The sequence below is a fragment of the Flavobacterium sp. 270 genome (genome assembly GCF_004368785.1).
Classification (GTDB): domain Bacteria; phylum Bacteroidota; class Bacteroidia; order Flavobacteriales; family Flavobacteriaceae; genus Flavobacterium.
In genome coordinates, this window is sequence record NZ_SODM01000001.1 from 1,598,240 (window position 1) to 1,618,620 (window position 20,381).

The 20,381-nt window shown below is 32.2% G+C and carries 15 protein-coding genes; 9 read left to right on the top strand and 6 right to left on the bottom strand.

The window, feature by feature from the left end; genetic code table 11:
• Position 1: 1 nt before the first annotated feature.
• The 6 genes from EV144_RS06965 (at position 2) to EV144_RS06990 (ending at position 10,527) form a co-directional block, all read left to right on the top strand.
• Positions 2-3,007, top strand: a complete 3,006-nt coding sequence (locus tag EV144_RS06965) for an ATP-binding protein (protein ID WP_134147351.1) — start codon at positions 2-4, stop codon at positions 3,005-3,007.
• Between the two features lie 4 nt (positions 3,008-3,011).
• Positions 3,012-3,524 carry a hypothetical protein gene (locus EV144_RS06970; RefSeq protein ID WP_134147353.1) on the top strand — a complete coding sequence of 171 codons (513 nt, stop codon included), beginning with the start codon at positions 3,012-3,014 and terminating at the stop codon, positions 3,522-3,524.
• Between the two features lie 914 nt (positions 3,525-4,438).
• Positions 4,439-6,169 carry a sensor histidine kinase gene (locus EV144_RS06975; RefSeq protein ID WP_134147355.1) on the top strand — a complete coding sequence of 577 codons (1,731 nt, stop codon included), beginning with the start codon at positions 4,439-4,441 and terminating at the stop codon, positions 6,167-6,169.
• Positions 6,162-6,812: a response regulator transcription factor gene (locus EV144_RS06980; RefSeq protein ID WP_134147357.1), complete on the top strand. Its 651-nt coding sequence runs from the start codon at positions 6,162-6,164 to the stop codon at positions 6,810-6,812. The genes EV144_RS06975 and EV144_RS06980 overlap by 8 nt, the downstream gene beginning before the upstream one ends.
• A 108-nt stretch (positions 6,813-6,920) precedes the next feature.
• Complete coding sequence (locus EV144_RS06985) at positions 6,921-8,180, top strand: Ca2+-dependent phosphoinositide-specific phospholipase C (protein ID WP_134147359.1); 1,260 nt, start codon at positions 6,921-6,923, stop codon at positions 8,178-8,180.
• A 112-nt stretch (positions 8,181-8,292) separates the two neighbouring features.
• Complete coding sequence (locus EV144_RS06990) at positions 8,293-10,527, top strand: T9SS type A sorting domain-containing protein (RefSeq protein WP_134147360.1); 2,235 nt, start codon at positions 8,293-8,295, stop codon at positions 10,525-10,527.
• 98 nt (positions 10,528-10,625) lie between these two features.
• Here EV144_RS06990 and EV144_RS06995 read toward each other — a convergent pair whose 3' ends face one another.
• From EV144_RS06995 to EV144_RS07010, 4 genes are all read right to left on the bottom strand, one after another.
• Positions 10,626-11,579, bottom strand: coding sequence for an aldo/keto reductase (locus EV144_RS06995; RefSeq protein WP_134147362.1), 954 nt, complete (start codon positions 11,577-11,579; stop codon positions 10,626-10,628).
• A gap of 199 nt (positions 11,580-11,778) precedes the next feature.
• Complete coding sequence (locus EV144_RS07000; protein WP_134147364.1) at positions 11,779-13,215, bottom strand: gluconokinase; 1,437 nt, start codon at positions 13,213-13,215, stop codon at positions 11,779-11,781.
• Complete coding sequence (locus tag EV144_RS07005) at positions 13,203-14,522, bottom strand: gluconate:H+ symporter (protein WP_134147366.1); 1,320 nt, start codon at positions 14,520-14,522, stop codon at positions 13,203-13,205. The genes EV144_RS07000 and EV144_RS07005 overlap by 13 nt, the downstream gene beginning before the upstream one ends.
• 129 nt (positions 14,523-14,651) lie before the next feature.
• On the bottom strand, positions 14,652-15,767 hold the full coding sequence (locus EV144_RS07010) for a PepSY-associated TM helix domain-containing protein (protein WP_134147368.1): 1,116 nt from the start codon (positions 15,765-15,767) through the stop codon (positions 14,652-14,654).
• Positions 15,768-16,146: 379 nt separating this feature from the next.
• Here EV144_RS07010 and EV144_RS07015 point away from each other — a divergent pair, with 379 nt between their 5' ends.
• Together EV144_RS07015 and EV144_RS07020 are read left to right on the top strand one after the other, a co-directional pair.
• A complete protein-coding gene (locus tag EV144_RS07015) occupies positions 16,147-16,551 on the top strand; it encodes a helix-turn-helix domain-containing protein (protein ID WP_134147370.1) in 405 nt (134 codons plus the stop codon).
• Positions 16,552-16,917: 366 nt separating this feature from the next.
• Positions 16,918-17,496: a hypothetical protein gene (locus tag EV144_RS07020; RefSeq protein WP_134147372.1), complete on the top strand. Its 579-nt coding sequence runs from the start codon at positions 16,918-16,920 to the stop codon at positions 17,494-17,496.
• 126 nt (positions 17,497-17,622) lie between these two features.
• Here the strand turns inward: EV144_RS07020 and EV144_RS07025 are convergent, their stop codons facing one another.
• Both EV144_RS07025 and EV144_RS07030 read right to left on the bottom strand, forming a co-directional pair.
• Positions 17,623-18,171, bottom strand: a complete 549-nt coding sequence (locus EV144_RS07025; RefSeq protein WP_134147373.1) for an REP-associated tyrosine transposase — start codon at positions 18,169-18,171, stop codon at positions 17,623-17,625.
• 189 nt (positions 18,172-18,360) lie between these two features.
• Positions 18,361-19,473 carry a taurine catabolism dioxygenase TauD gene (locus EV144_RS07030; RefSeq protein ID WP_134147375.1) on the bottom strand — a complete coding sequence of 371 codons (1,113 nt, stop codon included), beginning with the start codon at positions 19,471-19,473 and terminating at the stop codon, positions 18,361-18,363.
• Positions 19,474-19,742: 269 nt separating this feature from the next.
• Between EV144_RS07030 and EV144_RS07035 the strand changes: the two genes are divergently transcribed.
• Positions 19,743-20,378 (top strand): nitroreductase, encoded by a 636-nt coding sequence (locus tag EV144_RS07035; RefSeq protein ID WP_134147377.1) that lies wholly within the window; start codon positions 19,743-19,745, stop codon positions 20,376-20,378.
• Positions 20,379-20,381 lie beyond the last annotated feature (3 nt).

Below are 20,381 nucleotides of genomic sequence, written 5' to 3' on the forward strand. Positions count from 1 at the left end.
TATGGAAAATATATCTACCACAATACCTGAAGAAATCTCCACTTATTTATCCAATTTACTATCTAAAAGTTATTTAATAAAAAATGATTATCAGATTTTACCGAAAGACTCAAAAGCTAAAGAAATAAATCTTAACACCTCTATTCGGTTATTACATTTAACCAAATTTGTTTATGAAAACGATATTAGCATTGTAGATAAGTTTGCCTCAGTATACTCTTCTTTACATTCATTAGAATCAACTATCATTATTAAATTAATTTCAGATGGAAAAAAATGCGATCTATATTATGGAATTAAAAAAGACAGTGATGCAGCAAAAAGCCTAAAAGTATTGAAAGGTTCTATTGAAGGAAATTTCCCAGGTACAACTTTTAAAAATGATGAAACCTTAAAAACTCCAGAAATAGAAATTTTACGAAATAAACTATTCGAAGAAATTACCGAGATTTCAACAGTATTAGGAGTGCCTTCATTAAAAAATAGTGAGGATGAGAATTTTATCCAAGGAATTGAAAATCTAGTAAAAGGAATGCACGGAAAACCATTTTCTGCACTTTTTATCGCCGATCCAATTAGCTCAAAAGAAAATGAAGTTGCCAAAGCTATTTTTGAAAATATCTACACCGAGCTTTCTAGCTTGAAAGAACAAACTTTTAACATCGGAGAAAATGAATCCGATGCTTTTACAGAAGGAATAACTGATACAATTGGTGAAACAATTGGTTCATCAATATCATATACAAAATCCAAAGGAACTAATAATTCAAAAAACGAAACCGTAAATCCCCATATCCTAAAATCCATTTTGAATACATTGAAAGGATATAAATCTATTAATAATACTAGCGGAAGTTCTGAAACCGAATCTGAAACAACAAGTAAAAATAATTCTGAAAATAAGAGTACAAGTAAAAATAATTCTGCATCAAAAACTACTGGAAAATCCAGAAGCTTTCAATTTACAAGAGAAAGCAAAACCATAAGCAATTTGTTAGAGAATTTAGATTTAAAATTTGAAAGACTTAACAAAGGAGAAAATATTGGTTTGTGGAATGTAGGGATTTATTTTCTATCAACTGAACCTCAAAACAGTGTTGTAGCTGCTAATATTTACAGTGGAATTATTAAAGGAGAAGATTCAAGAGTAGAGAAATCAGCTATCAAAACTTTTATAAAAAAAGAAGACGAAATCGACTTGGTTTCTAATTATTTAAAAAACTATGAACTCCCTTTTATCCAAATTAATAATTCTGACTACGGAAATTCGTTAGGAACAATTGTAACAAGTGATGAACTAACCATACAGTTATGTCCTGCTCAAAAATCTATTATTGGATTGGATGTTATAGAAGTAGCTGCTTTTGGAAACAATTTAAAAAATTCTAACCTTGACTCTGCAATTAAAATTGGAAATTTATTTAATTATGAAAAAGAATACAAAGTCAATTTCAATTTAGATATCGACAAACTAACAGGGCATCTATTTGTAACCGGAAGCACAGGTTCTGGAAAATCTAATCTAACCTATCAGATACTTGACGAATTATTAAAAAAGAAAATCAAGTTTATGGTAATTGAGCCTGCAAAAGGCGAATATAAAGATGTTTTTGGGAATAGAAACGATGTCAATGTATTTAGCACTAATTCATATTATAGTCAGTTATTAAAAATAAATCCTTTTAGTTTTCCATCAGAAATTCATATTTATGAACATATAGATCGATTTATAGAAATCCTTAATGCATGTTGGTCTATGGAAGCAGCTATGCCTGCTTTTCTAAAAGAAGCTATTGAATTAGTCTATCAAAAAAAAGGCTGGGACTTAGATGCATCCAAAAATTTAATTAAAGAAAATAGCTTTCCCAATTTTAGCGATTTATTAGATGTCTTACCTAAATTAATTGAAGAAAGCAATTATGGTCAGGAAATTAAAAATAATTATACAGGAGCGTTAGTTACTCGTATAAGAAGTATGACAAACGGTTTATTAAGACCTGTTTTTACTAATACTGAAATTACCTCTGAAAAATTATTTGATAAAAATACAATTATTGATTTGTCAAGAGTTGCTTCCTCAGAAACGAAATCGCTTCTAATGGGAATTATATTTATGAAATTGCAAGAGTATAGAATTGCCAAAAGATCAGGGAACAATAGTGCTTTAAAACATGTTACCATCATTGAAGAAGCACATAATCTATTAAAGAGAACCAATTCTGAACAATCTCAAGGAAGTTCAAATTTACAAGGAAAATCCGTTGAAATGATTTCGAACGCTATTGCCGAAATGAGAACTTTCGGGCAAGGTTTTATACTGGCAGATCAAGCTCCTGGCCTATTAGACCCTTCAGCTATTAGAAATACAAATACAAAAATATGTTTACGATTACCATCGCAAGAAGACCGTGAATTGGTTGGAAAAGCAATGAATTTAAATGAATTACAAATTAATGAATTAGCAAAATTAAAAACAGGCGTTGGAGCTGTTTATCAAAATGATTGGCAAGAAGCAATGTTATGTAAGTTTAGTCATTTTAAAGATACTGAACAGAAATTTGACTACCAATCAACATCCGAAAATTTACAAAATGCTAAAATATTTATTTCAAAGCAACTTGTTTCTAAAAGATTAGGAAAAGAATTAGACATTGAAAAGTTAAGTTTACTTTCAAAAAATCCAATTTTCAAAGAAATTGTGTTTTACGTTAAACATAATTCTTTTACAGAAAATGAAATTGCTAAAAAACTATATGAATTGCTCGAAATAAAAATGATTTTAAAAATCATTAATTGCAATATTGATGTTGAAAAACAGGAAAAATGGCTTCAATTATTCACAAATGTACTAGAGAAAAAATGGTTTAAATTTGACAGTATTGAGACTTTGGAAATTAAACACCTTGTACTAAAACACCTTGCAAATATAAATAGATCTGTTTACGAAAACATCTATGTTTTCAATTATAAAAAGTCAAAAATTGATATTCAAATAATAAACAAATAAAATTATGGCCATAGAACCGATAACAACATTAGCTACTGAAGTTGGGAAAGAGACAATCAAAGAATCTGTAAAAGAAGTAACGAACGAAGTAGTTAAAGAAGGATTAACCGATACCGCAGAACTTGGATTAGGTGCTGAAGCAGTTGAGGCTACAGAATTATTAGAAGCAGAAACGGCTGCATTAAATGAAGCAAAAGTTGAAGTCTCTGCAGAATTTGCAGAAGTAAGGGAACAAATTCAAGCAATTGTTGATTTAATAAAAAGTTTTGAATTCGATTTTGAAAATTTTATTTCTGACCCAGAATATATGCTTTCTAAAATTGGAGATGCTAATGTATTTTTAAAAGATTTAAGTACAAGAATCACTGATGTTTTAGAATCCGATTATGTAAAAGATTTAATAGATACATTAGATAAAATTGATAAGGTTTTAAAACAAATACAATCCTCTGGATCAATTGATCTTGATGATTTAGATGATAATGAAGGTTTAGATGGTTTTGGTGATGGTGAATAAAAATCATCAATTCAAATTTTAATTTAGGATATCATGCTTGAATTTACCCAAAAATTGAATTGTGAAACAGTAAAATACTCTATAATGTCGTACTAAATCAAATTAGTAATATCGATTATTTTAGCAATTTAACCTCTCAGCTCAAGTGAGGAAAGCACAAAAACAATATAAAACCAAAATTCAAAAAAATCTCAAGTTAAAAATAATAAACATATTAAAAATCAACAAATAGAATTCATAACCCTGAGGTCACCGGTTCAAATTTCGTGCTAGCTAATATAAAAACTAAGAAAACAGTTTTCACGATACTCAAAAAAGAAAAAAACATAAGATCCATATTGTTTGAAATTTTTACTTAAACATAGATAACTATGAATGCCGGTTATCTTATCAATGATACATTGGGAATTAATAAAAAAACTAACTTTCAGAATCAGGTCTATTTTTCGAAATTCTCCGCCTATTTCTCGATTTTTTTTCCTACATTTACAGAGGTTAATAGACCCAAGAATCTTAAGAGTGCCCTATTAGTGCCCTTGTTTTTTTGACATAACATGATCCCCAGTGTTTGCTGGTGCTTACGATACAGGTGGCGGAGCCTCTTTCTCCGCTGAGAGCCTTAAAAACAACCTTTTCAAGTTATAAAAAAAGCCTAAAACAAGCAGTAAGTCCTGAAAATCAAACGATTTTCAGGACTTTTCTTTTATACAGCTGTACATGATGAATTTCTTATTTTAAAAAGTCTAATAAAGTAAAAAGTTTTTCAATATCTTACTTAAATGAATGATGTTGGTTTAAATATATATATATCAACTCAGAACAAACAATGCGTAATTCAGAACATTTCTCGTATAGAAATTAGGTGAAACCACTATATTTGAAATGTAAAAAATAATCTGCTTAACAGATTAAATATGAATTTTATCCAAACTCAATTAACGGTGAGAATTTATTTTAGCTTAGTTCTGATATTAATACAGTTTTTATCTTTTGGTCAAAATTCTTTTCAATCGTTGAAGCAGGATCTTGAACACAAAATAGTTTATTCTGATTTCAGAAAAGCTTTAGAAATCATTAATAAAAACAGGGAACGCTATAATGACGCAGAAAAAAATGACCTGGATGTCATAAAGGTTAAAATTCTAACTGAATTTGGACTTTATGATGAAGCTTTTAAACTTTCTCAGCATCTTATAGCTAACTCTCAGATTACAGAAGAGCAAAAACTGAAAATTCATGTTGAAAGGGCGCTTATATATGAAATTAATGAAGAGAATAAATCATGCTTATCAGAATTACAAAAAGCCGAAGCTCTACTTTTAAAACACCCGGAACTTAAAGTTAAGAATTATACCAATTTCCTTATTAGAAAATCTTCATATTATAGAGTAAATGGTTTTTCTAATAAAGCATATGAACTCGCTATTCAAGCAAAAAAGTATGCCGAATCTGTAGATGATAAAGTAAATATGCCAGTTGTAGAACTGATTTTAGGACTTGGTAATAGAAAAACAAATCCCGAAGCTGAATTACTGCATTACCATCGTTCACTTTATTTATACAAGAAACTGAATCATTTTGAAGCGGTTATTTCAATGTATTGCAATTTCAGCCATTTTTATTTTTCCAGGGATAATTATAAAATGGCTAATGTTTATGTGGATTCTGCTATCGCTATTTCATCAAAATCAAATGTTTTGGATTATAAGGCGGATGTTTTTCAGATGAAAAGCAATATTTTGGAAAAACAGAACAAAGCAGATTCTGCATTGTATTATTATAAAATTGCTTCAGAATTATTCAGAAAATACAATGGTGAGCAAAGGGATCTTAAAGTTAAAGAACTTGAAATAGCCTATAATTTTGAGAAGCAAAAAACTGAAAAACAATTGCTTCAAAAAGATATTAAAACCACAAGATTTCTCAATGTCATACTTTTTATATTGATTATTATTTTAGCTTTTTTTACATGGCAGATTGCAAAAAACAAAAGAAAAATTGAAATCCAAAAACAAAAAATCGCTGAGAATAATATAACACTAAAAAATAATGTGGAAGAGAAACAGTTCCTTGTTCAGGAATTGAATCACCGCGTTAAAAATAATCTGGCCGTTATTTTAAGCTTGATTGATTTTCAAAAAGATCAGGCAAAAAATGAAAATTACAAAAATAGGTTTGATGATTTGTATCAGCGTATTAAAACAATAAATATTGCACATGAGCTTTATTCTTACAATGTTAATTATAATGACAATGCTTTAATTGAAGCCCCTGATTATATAAATAAAATACTCGAATACCATCAAAACAGTACATTAAGAACGTTCAATTATATAAATGATATTGAACTAATTTATTTTAATGTTGATAAAGTTTTATCTCTTGGACTTCTTGTAAATGAATTGGTTACAAATTCTATAAAACATGCTGACTCAGGAACTAAGAACCTTGTTGTACATCTCGCGCTTAGAAAAACGGATAAAAATACAGTTGAATTAAATTATTCTGATAACGGTACCGTTTTTAATTTTGAAAATAACAAAGATTCTTTAGGACTTTTTATTATTGAAGGGATGGTTAAACAATTAAAAGGCAGTTATACAAGAGAAAAAGCGAGTTATAATATACTATTTCCAAATGAGTGAACATAATAGCAGAATATTAATTGTAGAAGACGAAGTTTTAATTGCATTCTCATTAAAAAAAATGCTGGATAAATTTTTCGTTTCCCAAATCGCGCATGACTTTGAAGAAGCAAAAATTCTCTTGTCTCATAAATTGTTTGATCTTGTTCTGATTGATATTTCCCTTTCCGGTGATAAAACGGGCCTTGACTTAGCAGACTTTATCAATACTACGATTTCCATTCCTTTTATTTTTACTACAGCATTGACAGATTCAGTTACTCTTGAAAAAATAACGAATCTCAGACCGTCAGCTTATCTCTCTAAACCAGTAGATAGTGTTAATCTGATTACTGCAATAAAACTTGCTTTGGCCAATGAGGACACTATTTTTAAAATTGAACTGGGAAAACAGGTTTATTATTTTCAGTCGAAAGATTTTCTCTTTGCTGAAGCTGATCATGTTTATGTTGAGATACATTTGAGATCGGGTAAAAATCAGATTCTGAGAACAACGATGACTTATCTTGAAGAAGTTTTTCCATCTAAATATTTTAAAAGAATTAACCGCAGTGTTGCTGTAAATCCGTATCATATTTCAAAAATTGTAAACGACAAATTATATTTAGAAGATAGGGTTTTTAAAATCTCTAAAAAGTTTTGATTGTGTTTTAGAACAAAAAAATGGCGTTTCAGAACATTTATTTTAAGTTTAGATTAGAAAGCAATAGTTTTAAAACTACAAATAAAACTAACCTAATACTTAAGACAGATGAAAACTTCTACTTCTTTAACTTTTGGTGAAATTTCTTTTAAAGCTTCACATAACTCTTATGAGCGTAATGAGACCATTTCCGATCAATTAGATTTTGATCCGAACGAGCCTTATCAAAGTGGTTGTATGGCTATAGAACTTGATATCATAAGGCAATCGAAGGATTATGAAAATGGTGAAATTACCAGCGGGTATTTTAAGGTATCTCATACGTTAGGGAATACTACTGCACCTCATCTTGATGAATGGTTAGGTTACATATTTGGCTGGCATAACACAAATCCAAATCATTTGCCTATTGTTGTATATATAGATATCAAAAGCAGTGAAGGCGGTTATTTGGATTTTGGCGACAGAATAGATCAGTATTTGACTAAATATTTTGATAAATCAATCATATATACACCTGGAATATTATATTCATCTCAACCAAAAGAAAACGGAGATACTTTCAATGATTTATGCTCATTTGTAGTTCAGAAAGGCTGGCCTCAAATTGACCAAATGTCCGGAAAAATTATTTTCTGCCTGACAGGTAATCCGGATTGGAAAAAAACTTATGCTGATTCATCTGATTTATTGACTAACAGACTTTGTTTTAGTGATAATGGTGCGGAAGAAGAAGCTCCTCCAACAACTGGTAACCGTATATTTTTCAATTTTGATATAAAAAAGAAAGATAAATGGAACGATATGATAAAAAAATACAGCACTAACAATTTAATTACACGCGTTTACGAAGTAAACAATCCAGATCTTTGGGAAAAAGCCCTGACTTGTACATTTAGTGCAATTGCTACAAACAAAATCAGAAATAATAAATGGGCATACGTTAGTAATCAAGGTCATCCATATCTTAAAAAGCTGATTAATCTGCCCCCGTTACCTCCTTCTCAACTTAAGTCTATAAAAAATATAGCCAATAATGAATACAGGACAGATCATGCAACAAAAATGAGCAGCGATTATAAAAAGTCGAATTGTGATTTTTACTTTGAAAGCCAATATGACGGCATTGATATTTTCGCAATAAAAAACAAAAAGAATAATCAATATTTTTCTGATCATATCATCACTATGAAGAGTGAGGTTAAAAGTATTAACCAAAAATGGAAATTAATCAAAGTTGAAGGAAAGGTAAATCAATATTATATTCAAAATTTAGGAAATCTAAAATACATGACAAAAAGAGCATCTCAATTATCTGATAACAATGGGTCCAACGAAATTTACGAATTAGAGGAAAGGCAATTGTAAGCAAAATAAAATAATCTTATATGAAAAAACACTACTCTTGTATCTTAATACTTTTCTTTTTTGTATTTTCTGCTAACAAAGTTTATACACAACCCTATTACACCCTTCCACAATGGAACACTCCAGGACATATACTATAGGGAATGTCAAGGTTGGATTTAATTATTCTGGGACTACAGGTTTAGGCGGTTGTTGGGGAATAAACTGGACAGAAAAGGATAATGGCTATTTTACCTTTACTTTTGATGTTCCTGTTGCCGGCGTACGCATTTATGGTGTCGATTGGGATAGATCTTCATCAATTACACAAAATATCGCAGTGTCAGTCAATGACAATCCTTATAATCTACAGGCTTCTAACCTGTCCTCCTATTCTTATGGTAATTCCTGCAATCAGGGCAGCAGAACCGCACAAGGCAGTATATCTGGTGGTAATTTTATAAATGGCTCCGGTACGTTAACCATTACACAACCCAGAATCACTACTTTAAAAATACAAAATTCAGGTAATGGTAATTGGGGCTTTGCTGTAGAAATACTACCACTTTTTGTGACAGCCAATACTCCATGTACAGGGAGCGCATTAAATCTGACGTCAGATTTTGCAGGCTTAACCAGCGGTGCTTCCTACAACTGGACAGGCCCGAATGGTTTCACCTCATCACTTAAAAATCCAAGTATCGGTAACGCTACTGAGGTTAATTCAGGTGTTTATACCGTAACAGCAAGTAATGGGAGTGTAACAGCTTCACAAACAAAAAATGTTTATGTAAATCCCATACCTAGTGTTAATGTTATTAATAACCAAATACTTTGTAATGGTTCTTCAGTAAATGCAGTTAATTTTAGCAGTCCTGTTAATAAAGGGATAATGTGCGGGAATGTCAATGAAGGAGACATCTTAAACCTCACTGCTCCTCCAGGTTCTATATTTAATGATATACTATTTGCCAGTTATGGAAATCCTGTTGGAAGTTGCGGTAATTTTGTTTTAGGCACTTGTAATTCACCCAACAGCACTACCGTAGTATCGAATGCTGCTTTGGGCAAAAATTCTTTTAATCTTGCAGCTACCAACAATAATTTTGGAGATCCTTGCAACGGTATGGCAAAAAGTCTAAAAATACAGTTGGGTTACGATATCCCCGTAACCTATTCCTGGACAAATAACAATACATTAATAGGTCTTGCAGCTTCCGGCACTGGGAATATTCTATCTTTTATAGCTACTAACACTACCAATACACCTATTACGGCCACTATAACTGTTACACCGAAATATACCAATGGAGGCAGTTCTTGCCAGGGTACTTCAAAAACATTTACAATTACCGTAAATCCTACGCCTAAAATTACGACTCAACCAATTTCCAAATCAATTTGTAGTGGAGAAAGCGCCACTTTTACTGCCGTTGCAAATAATGCTTCAACTTATCAATGGCAGGTAAATACGGGATCAGGTTTCATTGATATATCAGACGCCGCACAATACTCAGGAGCAACTACAAATACGCTGACTATTAAAGTTTCAACATTGTTAAATGACTACAAATATCGGTTATTAGCCTCCGGAAGCTGTGGTCCTGCAGCGATTTCCAATACTGCAACAATAACAGTTCCAACAATAAGCGGTACTGTAATTGTAAATAATGTGAGCTGCAATGGCGAATCTGACGGAAGCATCAACCTTACACCATCGGGAGGAACTTCTCCATACACATTCAACTGGAATGGAGCTGCAAACACAGAAGACAGAACAAATCTTCCTCAGGGAACTTACAATGTAACAATAACTGATTCTAAAGGCTGTATTGGAACAGTTTCTGCGACAATTACAGAGCCAAATATAGTTGATTCTCCGACTGGTGATGCTATCCAGAGTTTTAACGCCGGAAATGATCTGAATGCCTTACTAGTTACCGGTCAAAATGTTAAATGGTATGCCACGGCAGTAAATGCATCCAATCATGTTAATGAGCTTCCGTTAAGCACAATAATCATAAATGATACAACATATTATGCTACTCAAACCTCAGGCAGTTGTGAATCGCCAACCTCATTGGCTGTCAAAGCGTATAATCCGCTCTTGTCTCTTAATGATACTATAAAACCTGATTTAGCATTGAGATTATACCCAAATCCTGCGAAAGATATGCTGTATTTAAATTCGGAAATTGAAATTGACAAAATTGTTATTTTTGATATAAACGGAAGAATATTGCTAGAAAAGACATTGAATGGAGATCATAAAATTAACATTCAGGCTTTGGCTAAAAATGTATATTTTATTAAAATTTTTACCCAAAATAAAGGAGAAGAAAAAACTATTAAATTTATTAAAGATTAGATAATGAATTAAAATTTGCCCCAAGTCCCAAAATAAAAATCCATTTCTTTCGAAATGGATTTTTTAATTTTAAATAGATTGGACTTGTATTTTATGTTTTAACTCCATTCCGGAAACTGAGTTTTATTTAAGTCAAGCTTTTCAATTTTACTCATATCTTCCTGATCGAGTTTGAAATCAAATATATTAAGATTCTCTACAATGTGTGCTTTTTGTGAAGATCTTGGAATGGCAACAATACCACGCTGATAATGCCATCTAAGATTTACCTGGGCAACAGTCTTGCCGTGCTTTTTAGCAATTTGAGAAAATATTTCGTTTGTAAAAAGTCCATTACGGCCTTCTGCAAAAGGTGCCCAAGCTTCCATCTGGATATTATGCTTTTTTAGCACTTTATATGCACTGCCCTGTTGATAATAAGCATGTGTCTCAATCTGGTTTACAGCTGGTTTTACCTGAGCATAAGACAAAAGATCTGCTAATTGGTATGAATCAAAGTTGCTTATACCAATTGCCCTGATTTTTCCTGCTTTGTAAAGTTCTTCCATTGCCTTCCATGATCCTTTCACATCACCTCTTGGACGATGTATAAGGTAAAGATCCAGATATTCAAGTCCCAATTTTGACAGTGTCTCTTCAAAACCTTTTTTAGCATTTTCATAACCGGCATCATCAACCCATAATTTTGAGGTAACAAAAAGATCTTTTCTGTTAACTCCGCTTTGTTTTATTCCTTTGCCTACCGCTTCTTCGTTACCATAGACTTTTGCGGTATCAATAAGACGGTAACCAACTGATAAAGCATCGGCTACAGATTGCTGGCATACGTCCCCTTTAAGTCCATAAGTTCCAAATCCGAGCATGGGCATTTTTATGCCGTTATTAAGCTTAACATTCGTAATTTCCGCAACAACATCGTTATCCATTAGGGTATTGCCAAATAATTGAGGCATTCCAAACAGGTTTATGTAAATTCCAGCAGCTGCCAGTTTTGCGCTGTTTTGTAAAAATCTGCGTCGGCTTATTTCGTTTTTGTGGTCTTGAGAATTCATATTATTTGTCTATTAGTCAATTCATATCAGTTCATAAAAATATATATAATATTTTAAATAGAATGTTTAATTTTCCAATACAAAGTAATATTTAGAAGAGGTCAGGAAAAAATCGATTTTTTAAAAAAGACATTTTTAACTTCATAAGTTAGAACAGATATCTTTTCTAAAATTAAAGCCTTTTTGATTCAATTCATTCTTAAAATTCTTTTAGCAAATTATACACTTTACTGAATTTATTAAAAGAATCCGCATATACTTTTGTATTAGCAGTATTTGGGAAATACGTTTTTTCTATTTTATTTTGATTTTTGACAATAATTCCTGTCGATTGCATGCCTATTAAAACAGAACCCCACGCAGAACCTTCAATAGTTTGCGATGTCTGTACTTTCATCTGAAAAATATCTGCTACAATTTGCAGCCATAATTCACTTTTTCCGAATCCGCCACTCGCCATAATTATTGTTTCTTCTCTTTTTTGAGAATCAGGCAATAAAATTTCTGTAATTTGAAATAGCCCAAATAAAATACCCTCTAAAGTTGCCCTTACTAAGTGTGCCTGCGTATGAATAATCTGCATTCCCAAAAGAGAACCTTGTGCAGATGCATCCCAAATTGGAGCTCTTTCTCCCAGCAAATAAGGCACAAAAAGCAAACCTTCAGAACCTGCAGGGATTTTTTCTGCTTCTTCAAAAAGTTGTTCGTAAGAAACATTTGTTTTTAAAATAGTCTCTTTCAGCCATTGCAGCACAATAGCACCGTTATTTACAGCTCCTAATGAAAGATATTGATTTCCATGCAAATGGTAACATTGCGTTCGCATATGCTCGTCTACAAAAGGTTGGTCTATAGGTAACCGTACTGCTCCGCTTGTGCCAATTGTTAAAGCTATAAATCCCTCATTCATCGCTCCGGTACCCAGATTAGCCAAAGGGCCGTCTCCACCGCCTATTATATATAACAAACCATCTAAAATACCTTTAGCCTGATGCGTAACCTCATATATTGTTGAAAGTTGTTCTGATTTTACTTGCAATAAATCAAGAATTTCTTCATCCCATCTTAAAGTATGGATATTCAATAATCCAGTACCCGAAGCCATTGAAGTATCAATACCATACTCTCCGGTAAGATGATGCCATACATATTCCTTTATACTAATAAATTTATATGTTTTGAAAAAAATTTCAAGATCAAATTCTTTAAACCAAGCAATTTTCGTCATGGGCGAAAAAGGATGAATCGGAATTCCTGTTTTTTTATAGAAACTTTTTCCTTGTTCAGCATTTTTAATTTTTTCGGCTATTGCGGTTGCTCTGTTATCTGCCCATAAAATAGCATCTGTAAGCGGTTTTCCGGTTTTGTCAATTGCAATAATACTTTGCATTGCTGCGCTAAAACTGATAAATTGAGGCTGTATATCCTTTGTAATTTCGCTGATACACTTTAAAACCGTCTCTAAAATCTCCTGCGGATTTTGTACGCTCCAATCCGGTTTTGGATGATACATGGGATAAGAATGCGAAAGCTGTTTTACTACATTTCCATTTAAGTCAAAACATACCGCTTTTGTTGCCGTTGTTCCAATGTCAATTCCGATGTAAAATGATTTATTATTTTTTATTTGATCCATATATTCAGTATCAATACTCCAATTAATCCCATAATTCCAATAATTGTTTCCATAACCGTCCAGGTTTTAAAAGTCTCCGAAACGCTGATACCAAAATATTCTTTAAACATCCAAAATCCAGTATCATTAACATGAGAGCACATTAAACTTCCGGCACCAATAGAAAGCACCATCAATTCGGGACTTACACCCGAAGCTATTACTAAAGGCTGAACAATTCCTGCTGCAGTTAATCCGGCAACTGTGGCAGATCCCAAAGCAATTCGGATAATAGTCGCAATAAGCCATCCTAAAAACAAAGGAGAAAGCGAAGAATTCTCAAACACTTTCGTTAAATCTGTTCCTATTCCGCTATCAATCAATACTTGTTTGAATGCACCGCCTGCGCCAATTATTAAAATTATCATTGTCGCAGCACTCAATGCAGTACCAGACTTATCCATTATGTCCTGCATTTTTCTTCCGCGAAAAATACCTAATGTAAACAAGGCGAAAAGTACCGCTATTAACATTGCCGTTAAAGGGTTTCCTATAAATAATAAAACAGGACGGAAAGAACTTTGTTCCGGCAATGCTAATTCGCTAAATGTTGCTGTTGCCATTAAAAAAACCGGAACCAATGCCGTTAGAATACTAATTCCAAAAGAAGGCATTTCGTTCTCTGTAAATGTTTTACTTTCAAATAAACCTTTTGGCGGAAAAGCATTGATTTTTTTTATAAACTCGGGAAAAATAATTCCTGCTGCTAAAAGTGCCGGGATTGCGACCAATAGCCCATAAAGAAGTGTTTTGCCAATATTTGCTTTAAAAATAACTGCAATTGCTGTTGGACCTGGATGTGGAGGCAAAAAACCATGTGTTATAGAAAGTGCCGAAGCCATTGCAATACCCAGATAAATTACAGACTGTTTTGTTGTATTAGCTACTGCAAAAACCATCGGAATCAAAATAATAAAACCGGCGTTGTAAAACATGGAAATTCCAACAGAAAAACCCGTAATTACCATTGCCCATTTGATGTATTTAATACCAAAAGCGTTAATCAATACTGAGCTGATTCGTTGGGCAGCACCACTATCAGAAAGCAAATTTCCTAAAATAACGCCAAATGAAATTATTAAGATCAAAGATCCTAAAGTACTCCCTACTCCAACTTGAATGGAATTAATTAAATCGGTAAAAGGCATTCCTTTTAAAATTCCGACAAAAAAAGAACTGATAATTAAGGCCAGAAAAGCGTTGATTTTTGCACCCGAAATTAAAACCAGCAATAAAAGAATACTTGCAATCAGAATCAGTAAAGACATGAATTATAATTTTAAAGATGATAACGTTATCAGTTTAATATCTGATTCGTAAAAATATCACTTTAAATTAAGTACTGATTATAATTTGAATTTAATTTTAATACTTCATCTGCCTACTTTATCCTTAGATCAAACTTTAGATTTTTTTTTCTTCCTTCCCAGCCAGATAATCAATCCTGTTATGGGTAGTGTTAAGGCAAAAAGTGTAACTAAAAAGGCAATTATTTTAGTTGGATAACCAAAAACACTTCCTGTATGAATAGGATATACAAGACGTTTTACCTTATCTCCATTACTGAAAGCTGCATAAGGTCTTGTTTCAATATTTTTGCCGGTATATTTATCAAAATACACAGCACTTGACTGATCTGGAATTGCAATATCCAAATGCTCCTTTAATACTTGTATGCTGTTAATGGTATCTGATGGAATCCTGATTTGAATATTTCCTTTGTAAGGAAAAATGCTATCTGTGCTGTTATAAATATTTTGATAAAAAGCAGTATGATCAAGTTTTGGGTCTGTTTTAGTTGGATTTTCTACTTTTAACGATACCTTTTTTACAGCTCCGTCGGCCATAAAATAAACTCCTTTTTCAAACCATTTAAAAGACCACACTAAGCCTGTCAAAGAAATAATCAATAAAAATATAAAACTGTAAAAACCAAAAGTCGAATGAAAATCCCAATTGATTCTTTTAAATGAACCGCTCCATTTTACGCTCAACCGCTGTTTTAGGTTTTTTATTTTTTTTGGCCACCATAATATAAGGCCGGAAATTAACATAAATACAAAAATCAAACAGGAAATTCCGGTAATAATTTCTCCTACATCCCCAAGTAACAACTGTCTGTGCAGTGATAAAACAATTGAAAAAAATCTTTCCCTTTGTAAAACAGTACCTAATACTTTTCCCGTGTAGGGATCCATAGAGAAAATCTGTGATTCCTTATCCTTGTTTTTTCCAGAAATAACTATCGTACGGGCAGGATCATTGAAGGTGCTTATTCTGCTTATTTTTTTGATGGAATAGTCTTTTTCCAAAACATTAATACAATAATCTAAACTTTTTTTAGAAGTCCCAATTGAAGTTACAGTGTAAAATTCGGGGTTTATAAATTGGTCAATTTCTTTTTCAAAAACCATAAGGCTTCCCGTTAAAGCCACTATAAACACAATTAAACCTGAGCCAAGACCTAACCAAAGATGAAGCCAGCCAATACTTTTTTTCAATTTTTTATTCATTTTCTAAAAGAGTTCTTACCTATATTATTTTACTTAGCAAAAAAACTTTAGAAGAAACTATAAATTTGACTTTTACTTAATTCATTTGCTATTGGTCAAATTTACTTTTTATTTAGAATAATTATAATTAGTAGTGAAGAAAAATTAAATATTTTTTTTGATTGGCTAAAGTCTGCGTCTGTTATGATTTGCTTTTTATCAATTACGAGCCATTAATTTTTATTGTTATAACTATAACCAATATCAATCTTAGTATTTTTCGGATATAATATCTGACAAATGGAATACTGTTTTTTAGGATATTTTTCTATCTTTGAAACTCAGGATTTTTAAGCCAAATGGCTTTATCTTTGAGCTTTTAGAAAAATTGATATTCATTATGGAACAGAAAATACATCAGGGAAGAAACGTAAAACGTTTTAGAGAAATGCTTAACATAAAGCAGGAAGCATTAGCTTATAATCTGGGCGAAGACTGGAACCAAAAGAAAATTTCTATGCTAGAGCAGAAAGATGTAATTGAAGACAGTTTGCTGAAACAAATTTCAGCTGTATTGAAAATTCCTGTGGAAGCTTTTCAGAATTTTGATGAAGAACAAGCGGTGAATGTTATTTCTAATACTTTTGGAGATAATGCTTGCGTTGGAAATCCAAATTCTACATTTAACTTCAATCCTATCGAAGAGTTGAAAAAACTTCACGAAGAGAAAATTGTTTTGTTTGAGCGTATGTTGAAAGAGAAAGATGAAATGATTGTTAGACTTGAGAAATTGATTGCTAAATAATTATTTTTAAAGATATATTGATTTTGGAAAGAGACTTTTAGGTCTCTTTTTCTATTTTTGACAGTATCCCTGCTAGCTAGCGCGAGCGTCTCGCTCGTGCCCGCAAAGAATTGTCGTAAATTTAATTCTGAATTCATCGTTGCGGGCACGAGCGAGACGCTCGCGCTAGCGGGGGAATTCTTCACTGTACTTAGACTGCCATTTTGATGATGCTCTTTTTGAATATCTTTCCATATTTTTACACTTTTGTGTAAACCTATTTTAGGACAAGACACGCTAGTGGGAGGCAACGTTTAAATATTTCAATAATTATTAAGGATAGCAATTTTGATATCCCACCATATATAAAATTATAATAAAAATAATATGAGCACATCTATTAAATACAGTAACTATCTTGGTAATGAGATAAGTTATTCACAGGTAAATAATCTTCAAGAATATTATAAAGTATTCTTAGAAAATAATTTACCTTTTAAAGAAGAAAGATATCAAAATGGATTATTGATCAATACTTCTTTTTATGTTACTTCTCAATCTCAAATAGATACTATTTTGTTGGCAAACCCTGGAGTTTCATTTGAATATGAGCATTTAGTTAATGGCCATAAGGTTAAGGAATATTTAAGTTATAATAATAGTATATTGGCATATAAAAGAATTTTAGTATATAATTCAATTGACAAAACTATTTGCTATTGTAGATATAAATTAGAAAGAAATGTTTTTATCCCAGAGGAAACAGAAAAATACTATTATGAAAATGGAGAACTTAAATATAAATTTGACTATATCAATAATGATGGAACCTTATATATGATATATGATGAGATATTTTATCAATCCGATATTTCTCCTGAAGATATAGGTAATCCAGATAAGACTGATTTCACATGGGTTGGTTTTGAATATTATCAAAATGCTGAACCAATAATTCCGTTATAACATTAGCCTCGCTAGCTCGATCTTGGAAATTAAATCTGTCTGTTTTAGTAAAAAAGAACAAAAGCAAAACCTAAAAATATTTATTTATTACGTGCATGAGCGAGACGCTCGTGTCCGCAACGATTATCAATTAATATCAATTTCTAAAACAGTTTGATCATTATCGCCATAATTTCTTGCTGAGCTGTATTTCCAATCTACAGGATTAGTAACAAAACCTGTTTCCAGAGGATTATTATGAATATATTTTAATTTCTGTTCAAAGACTTTTAAAGACCAAATTTCGATGGGTTGGTTATTCTGCTGCCAAAATTGCCTAAATTTTACATTACTGCTTTTTTTGCCTGCTCTTTCAAACATCCAAAGCATCCATTCTTTTCTACTTTCTTGCGGATTTTCTTCAATTGTTTTAAGCATTTTTCGAGAAGTAAATCCTTTAAAATCTCTTATGAGACCTGAAGGATCTCCATTTGATGATCTGAAAATTAAATGAATATGACTCGGCATAATGCAATAACCATAAAGTTCCATAGATTTATTTTTACGACAATAATCTAATGATTCAATTATATTTCCAAAATATTCTTCTCTTGTAAATACATCTATCCAATAAACAGTAGCAAAGCTTATGAAGTAAGCTCCTGTTTTTTCTCCAAACTTATATTTTCTGCTCATTTATTTTTTCGCAATAATATAAGAAATAATTTACATTAACAAGCATCTCGTTCGTTCCCTGACTTTGCGTTCACGAGCGGGACGCTCGCGCTAGCTTAGGAGATTTAGAAAACAATAACAAGTCTATATAAATAAAAAAAGAGACATCAAATACAGTTTGACATCTCTCTTTAATACAGCTTTCACGAATTAATCCTGATCGAAAACTTTTCCCAAATGTTCTTCCATAATAAAATAAGGGTCATCAGTGTGTGTCATCGACCTCATATGAATTAAACTGGTTTTACTCATCATTCTGAGCATTTGTCTTCTCTCGCAAGGGACAATTTTTCCATTTTCCACCCTCTGGCCTGCCGTAAAAGCACTTCTTCCGTGTGCGCATAAGTGATTATTAACGAATATAACATCTCCAGAATCTGGAATATAATCGCTATTAATCAACTCTTTGACCTCGTTCCAGAATTCAGTTAAATTGTAAAGCGCTTCTGGAGTCTGTCCGGCCTTTTCATTAAATATCTGCTCTGCTGCATCAAATCTGATAAAAGGCAATTCCTTATTTCCGTATAAAACAGAAGCCAGCGGGCCACTATTTGTTTCCTCCTCATAATTAGCGTCTTTGGGACATTGGTAAATAGGATCGAAAAGTTTTTCCATTATTTTATTCACCTTGCCATGAGATCGTACCGAGTAAAGTGTCGAAGGAACTCGCTCTTCATTTCGCAGATAAAGAAAGCTTAAAAAATCAGCCTGATGCATAAGAAACGCATCTTCGGTATGAACATACAAATTTGTTTTTGACCCCGATCCGGTCTGTGTAACCGCCATTTTTTCGTCTGGAATAACAGCATGAAGAATACCGCCGCCTTTTCGCTGCGCATAATACTGCACAGGTTTTGAGGGAACTGCTCCATGCAGCAGCGAACAAATAAAGCCGTATTTATTGAGTTTAGAATAATCGGCACTCTGCCAGTTAGCGGGGGTCGGCCCTAGATGGTCCTGATCTACTTCTAAAAGTCCTTTAAAGACAATTGCTCCATACTGGTCTGCCGAAAAATCTGTTCCAAAACGGCTTAAAATTCTGGCTATTCTTTCTGGAAGAAGCTGAAAAGAATGCAAATGGAGCGCTGCTATATAATCTGGATTTTCATAGCTCTTAAACGCTTTCTCCAAAAGAGCACCCACATGAGATAAAATATTTCTTTCCTGAGGCGTAACCTCCACTATAAGCGGGCTTGTAGGAATCTGATAAGCATAATTTTCTTTTACAGGTATTTCATCATCAATTAAGAATTCTGATTTCATTTTATTAGTTTATTTAATAGTTAATAAAAATTGGACAAATAAAAAACACAAACTACTAAAACCAACCTTTATACAATAAAACATTGTCCCGATACATTTCAAAAACGTAGAGAATTTCGTATAATTTTTTTTCTGTTTTATTTTTTTTATAAAGATTAATTTCTACATTTGCTCCTACTGTTTTTATTCAATCTAAATAAAATCTACTTACAAATATATTTGTTTTATAATTTAAAAAAGAATTTTCTTAGAAAATTTATTAAAAAAATATGAATATTAGTACTAAACCCAGTAAAATCAAGGCATCAGATTTTACAGCTAGTCGAAATAAAATTTCAAAAATCATTCGGAACAGACGAAGCATTTATGCTGATGAGTTTTTAAAACAGAATATTTCTGATGAATTATTAAATGAAATTTTAATCAACGCGACTTATGCCCCAACGCATAAAATGACAGAACCGTGGCGATTTATGGTCTTTAAAGATGATTATTTAAAACAGCTGGGTTCGTTTTTGGCTGCTTATTACAAGGATTTTTATTTTGAAAAATTTCCTGCCGAAGTTGCACTGGAGAAATACAATCTTCTTAAAGAATACCCGCTTAATTCGGCGTGTGTTATTGGAGTTGTTATGGTTCGCAATTACAAAATAAACTTACCCGAATGGGAAGAAATTGCCGCCGTTTCATCTGCCGTTCAAAACATGGCGCTCACCTGCACTGCCCATAATATTGGGAGTTACTGGAGTACATCTGCGGGTGCCATTGACTATTTAAAGCAATTTGATCTCGCCGAAAATGAAAAATCTCTGGGTTTAATTTATGTTGGATATTATCCTGCAGATCTTGAACCTTCAAGAAAAAAGAGAACGCCTGTTGCTAACAAAGTAACTTATTTTAAATAACCT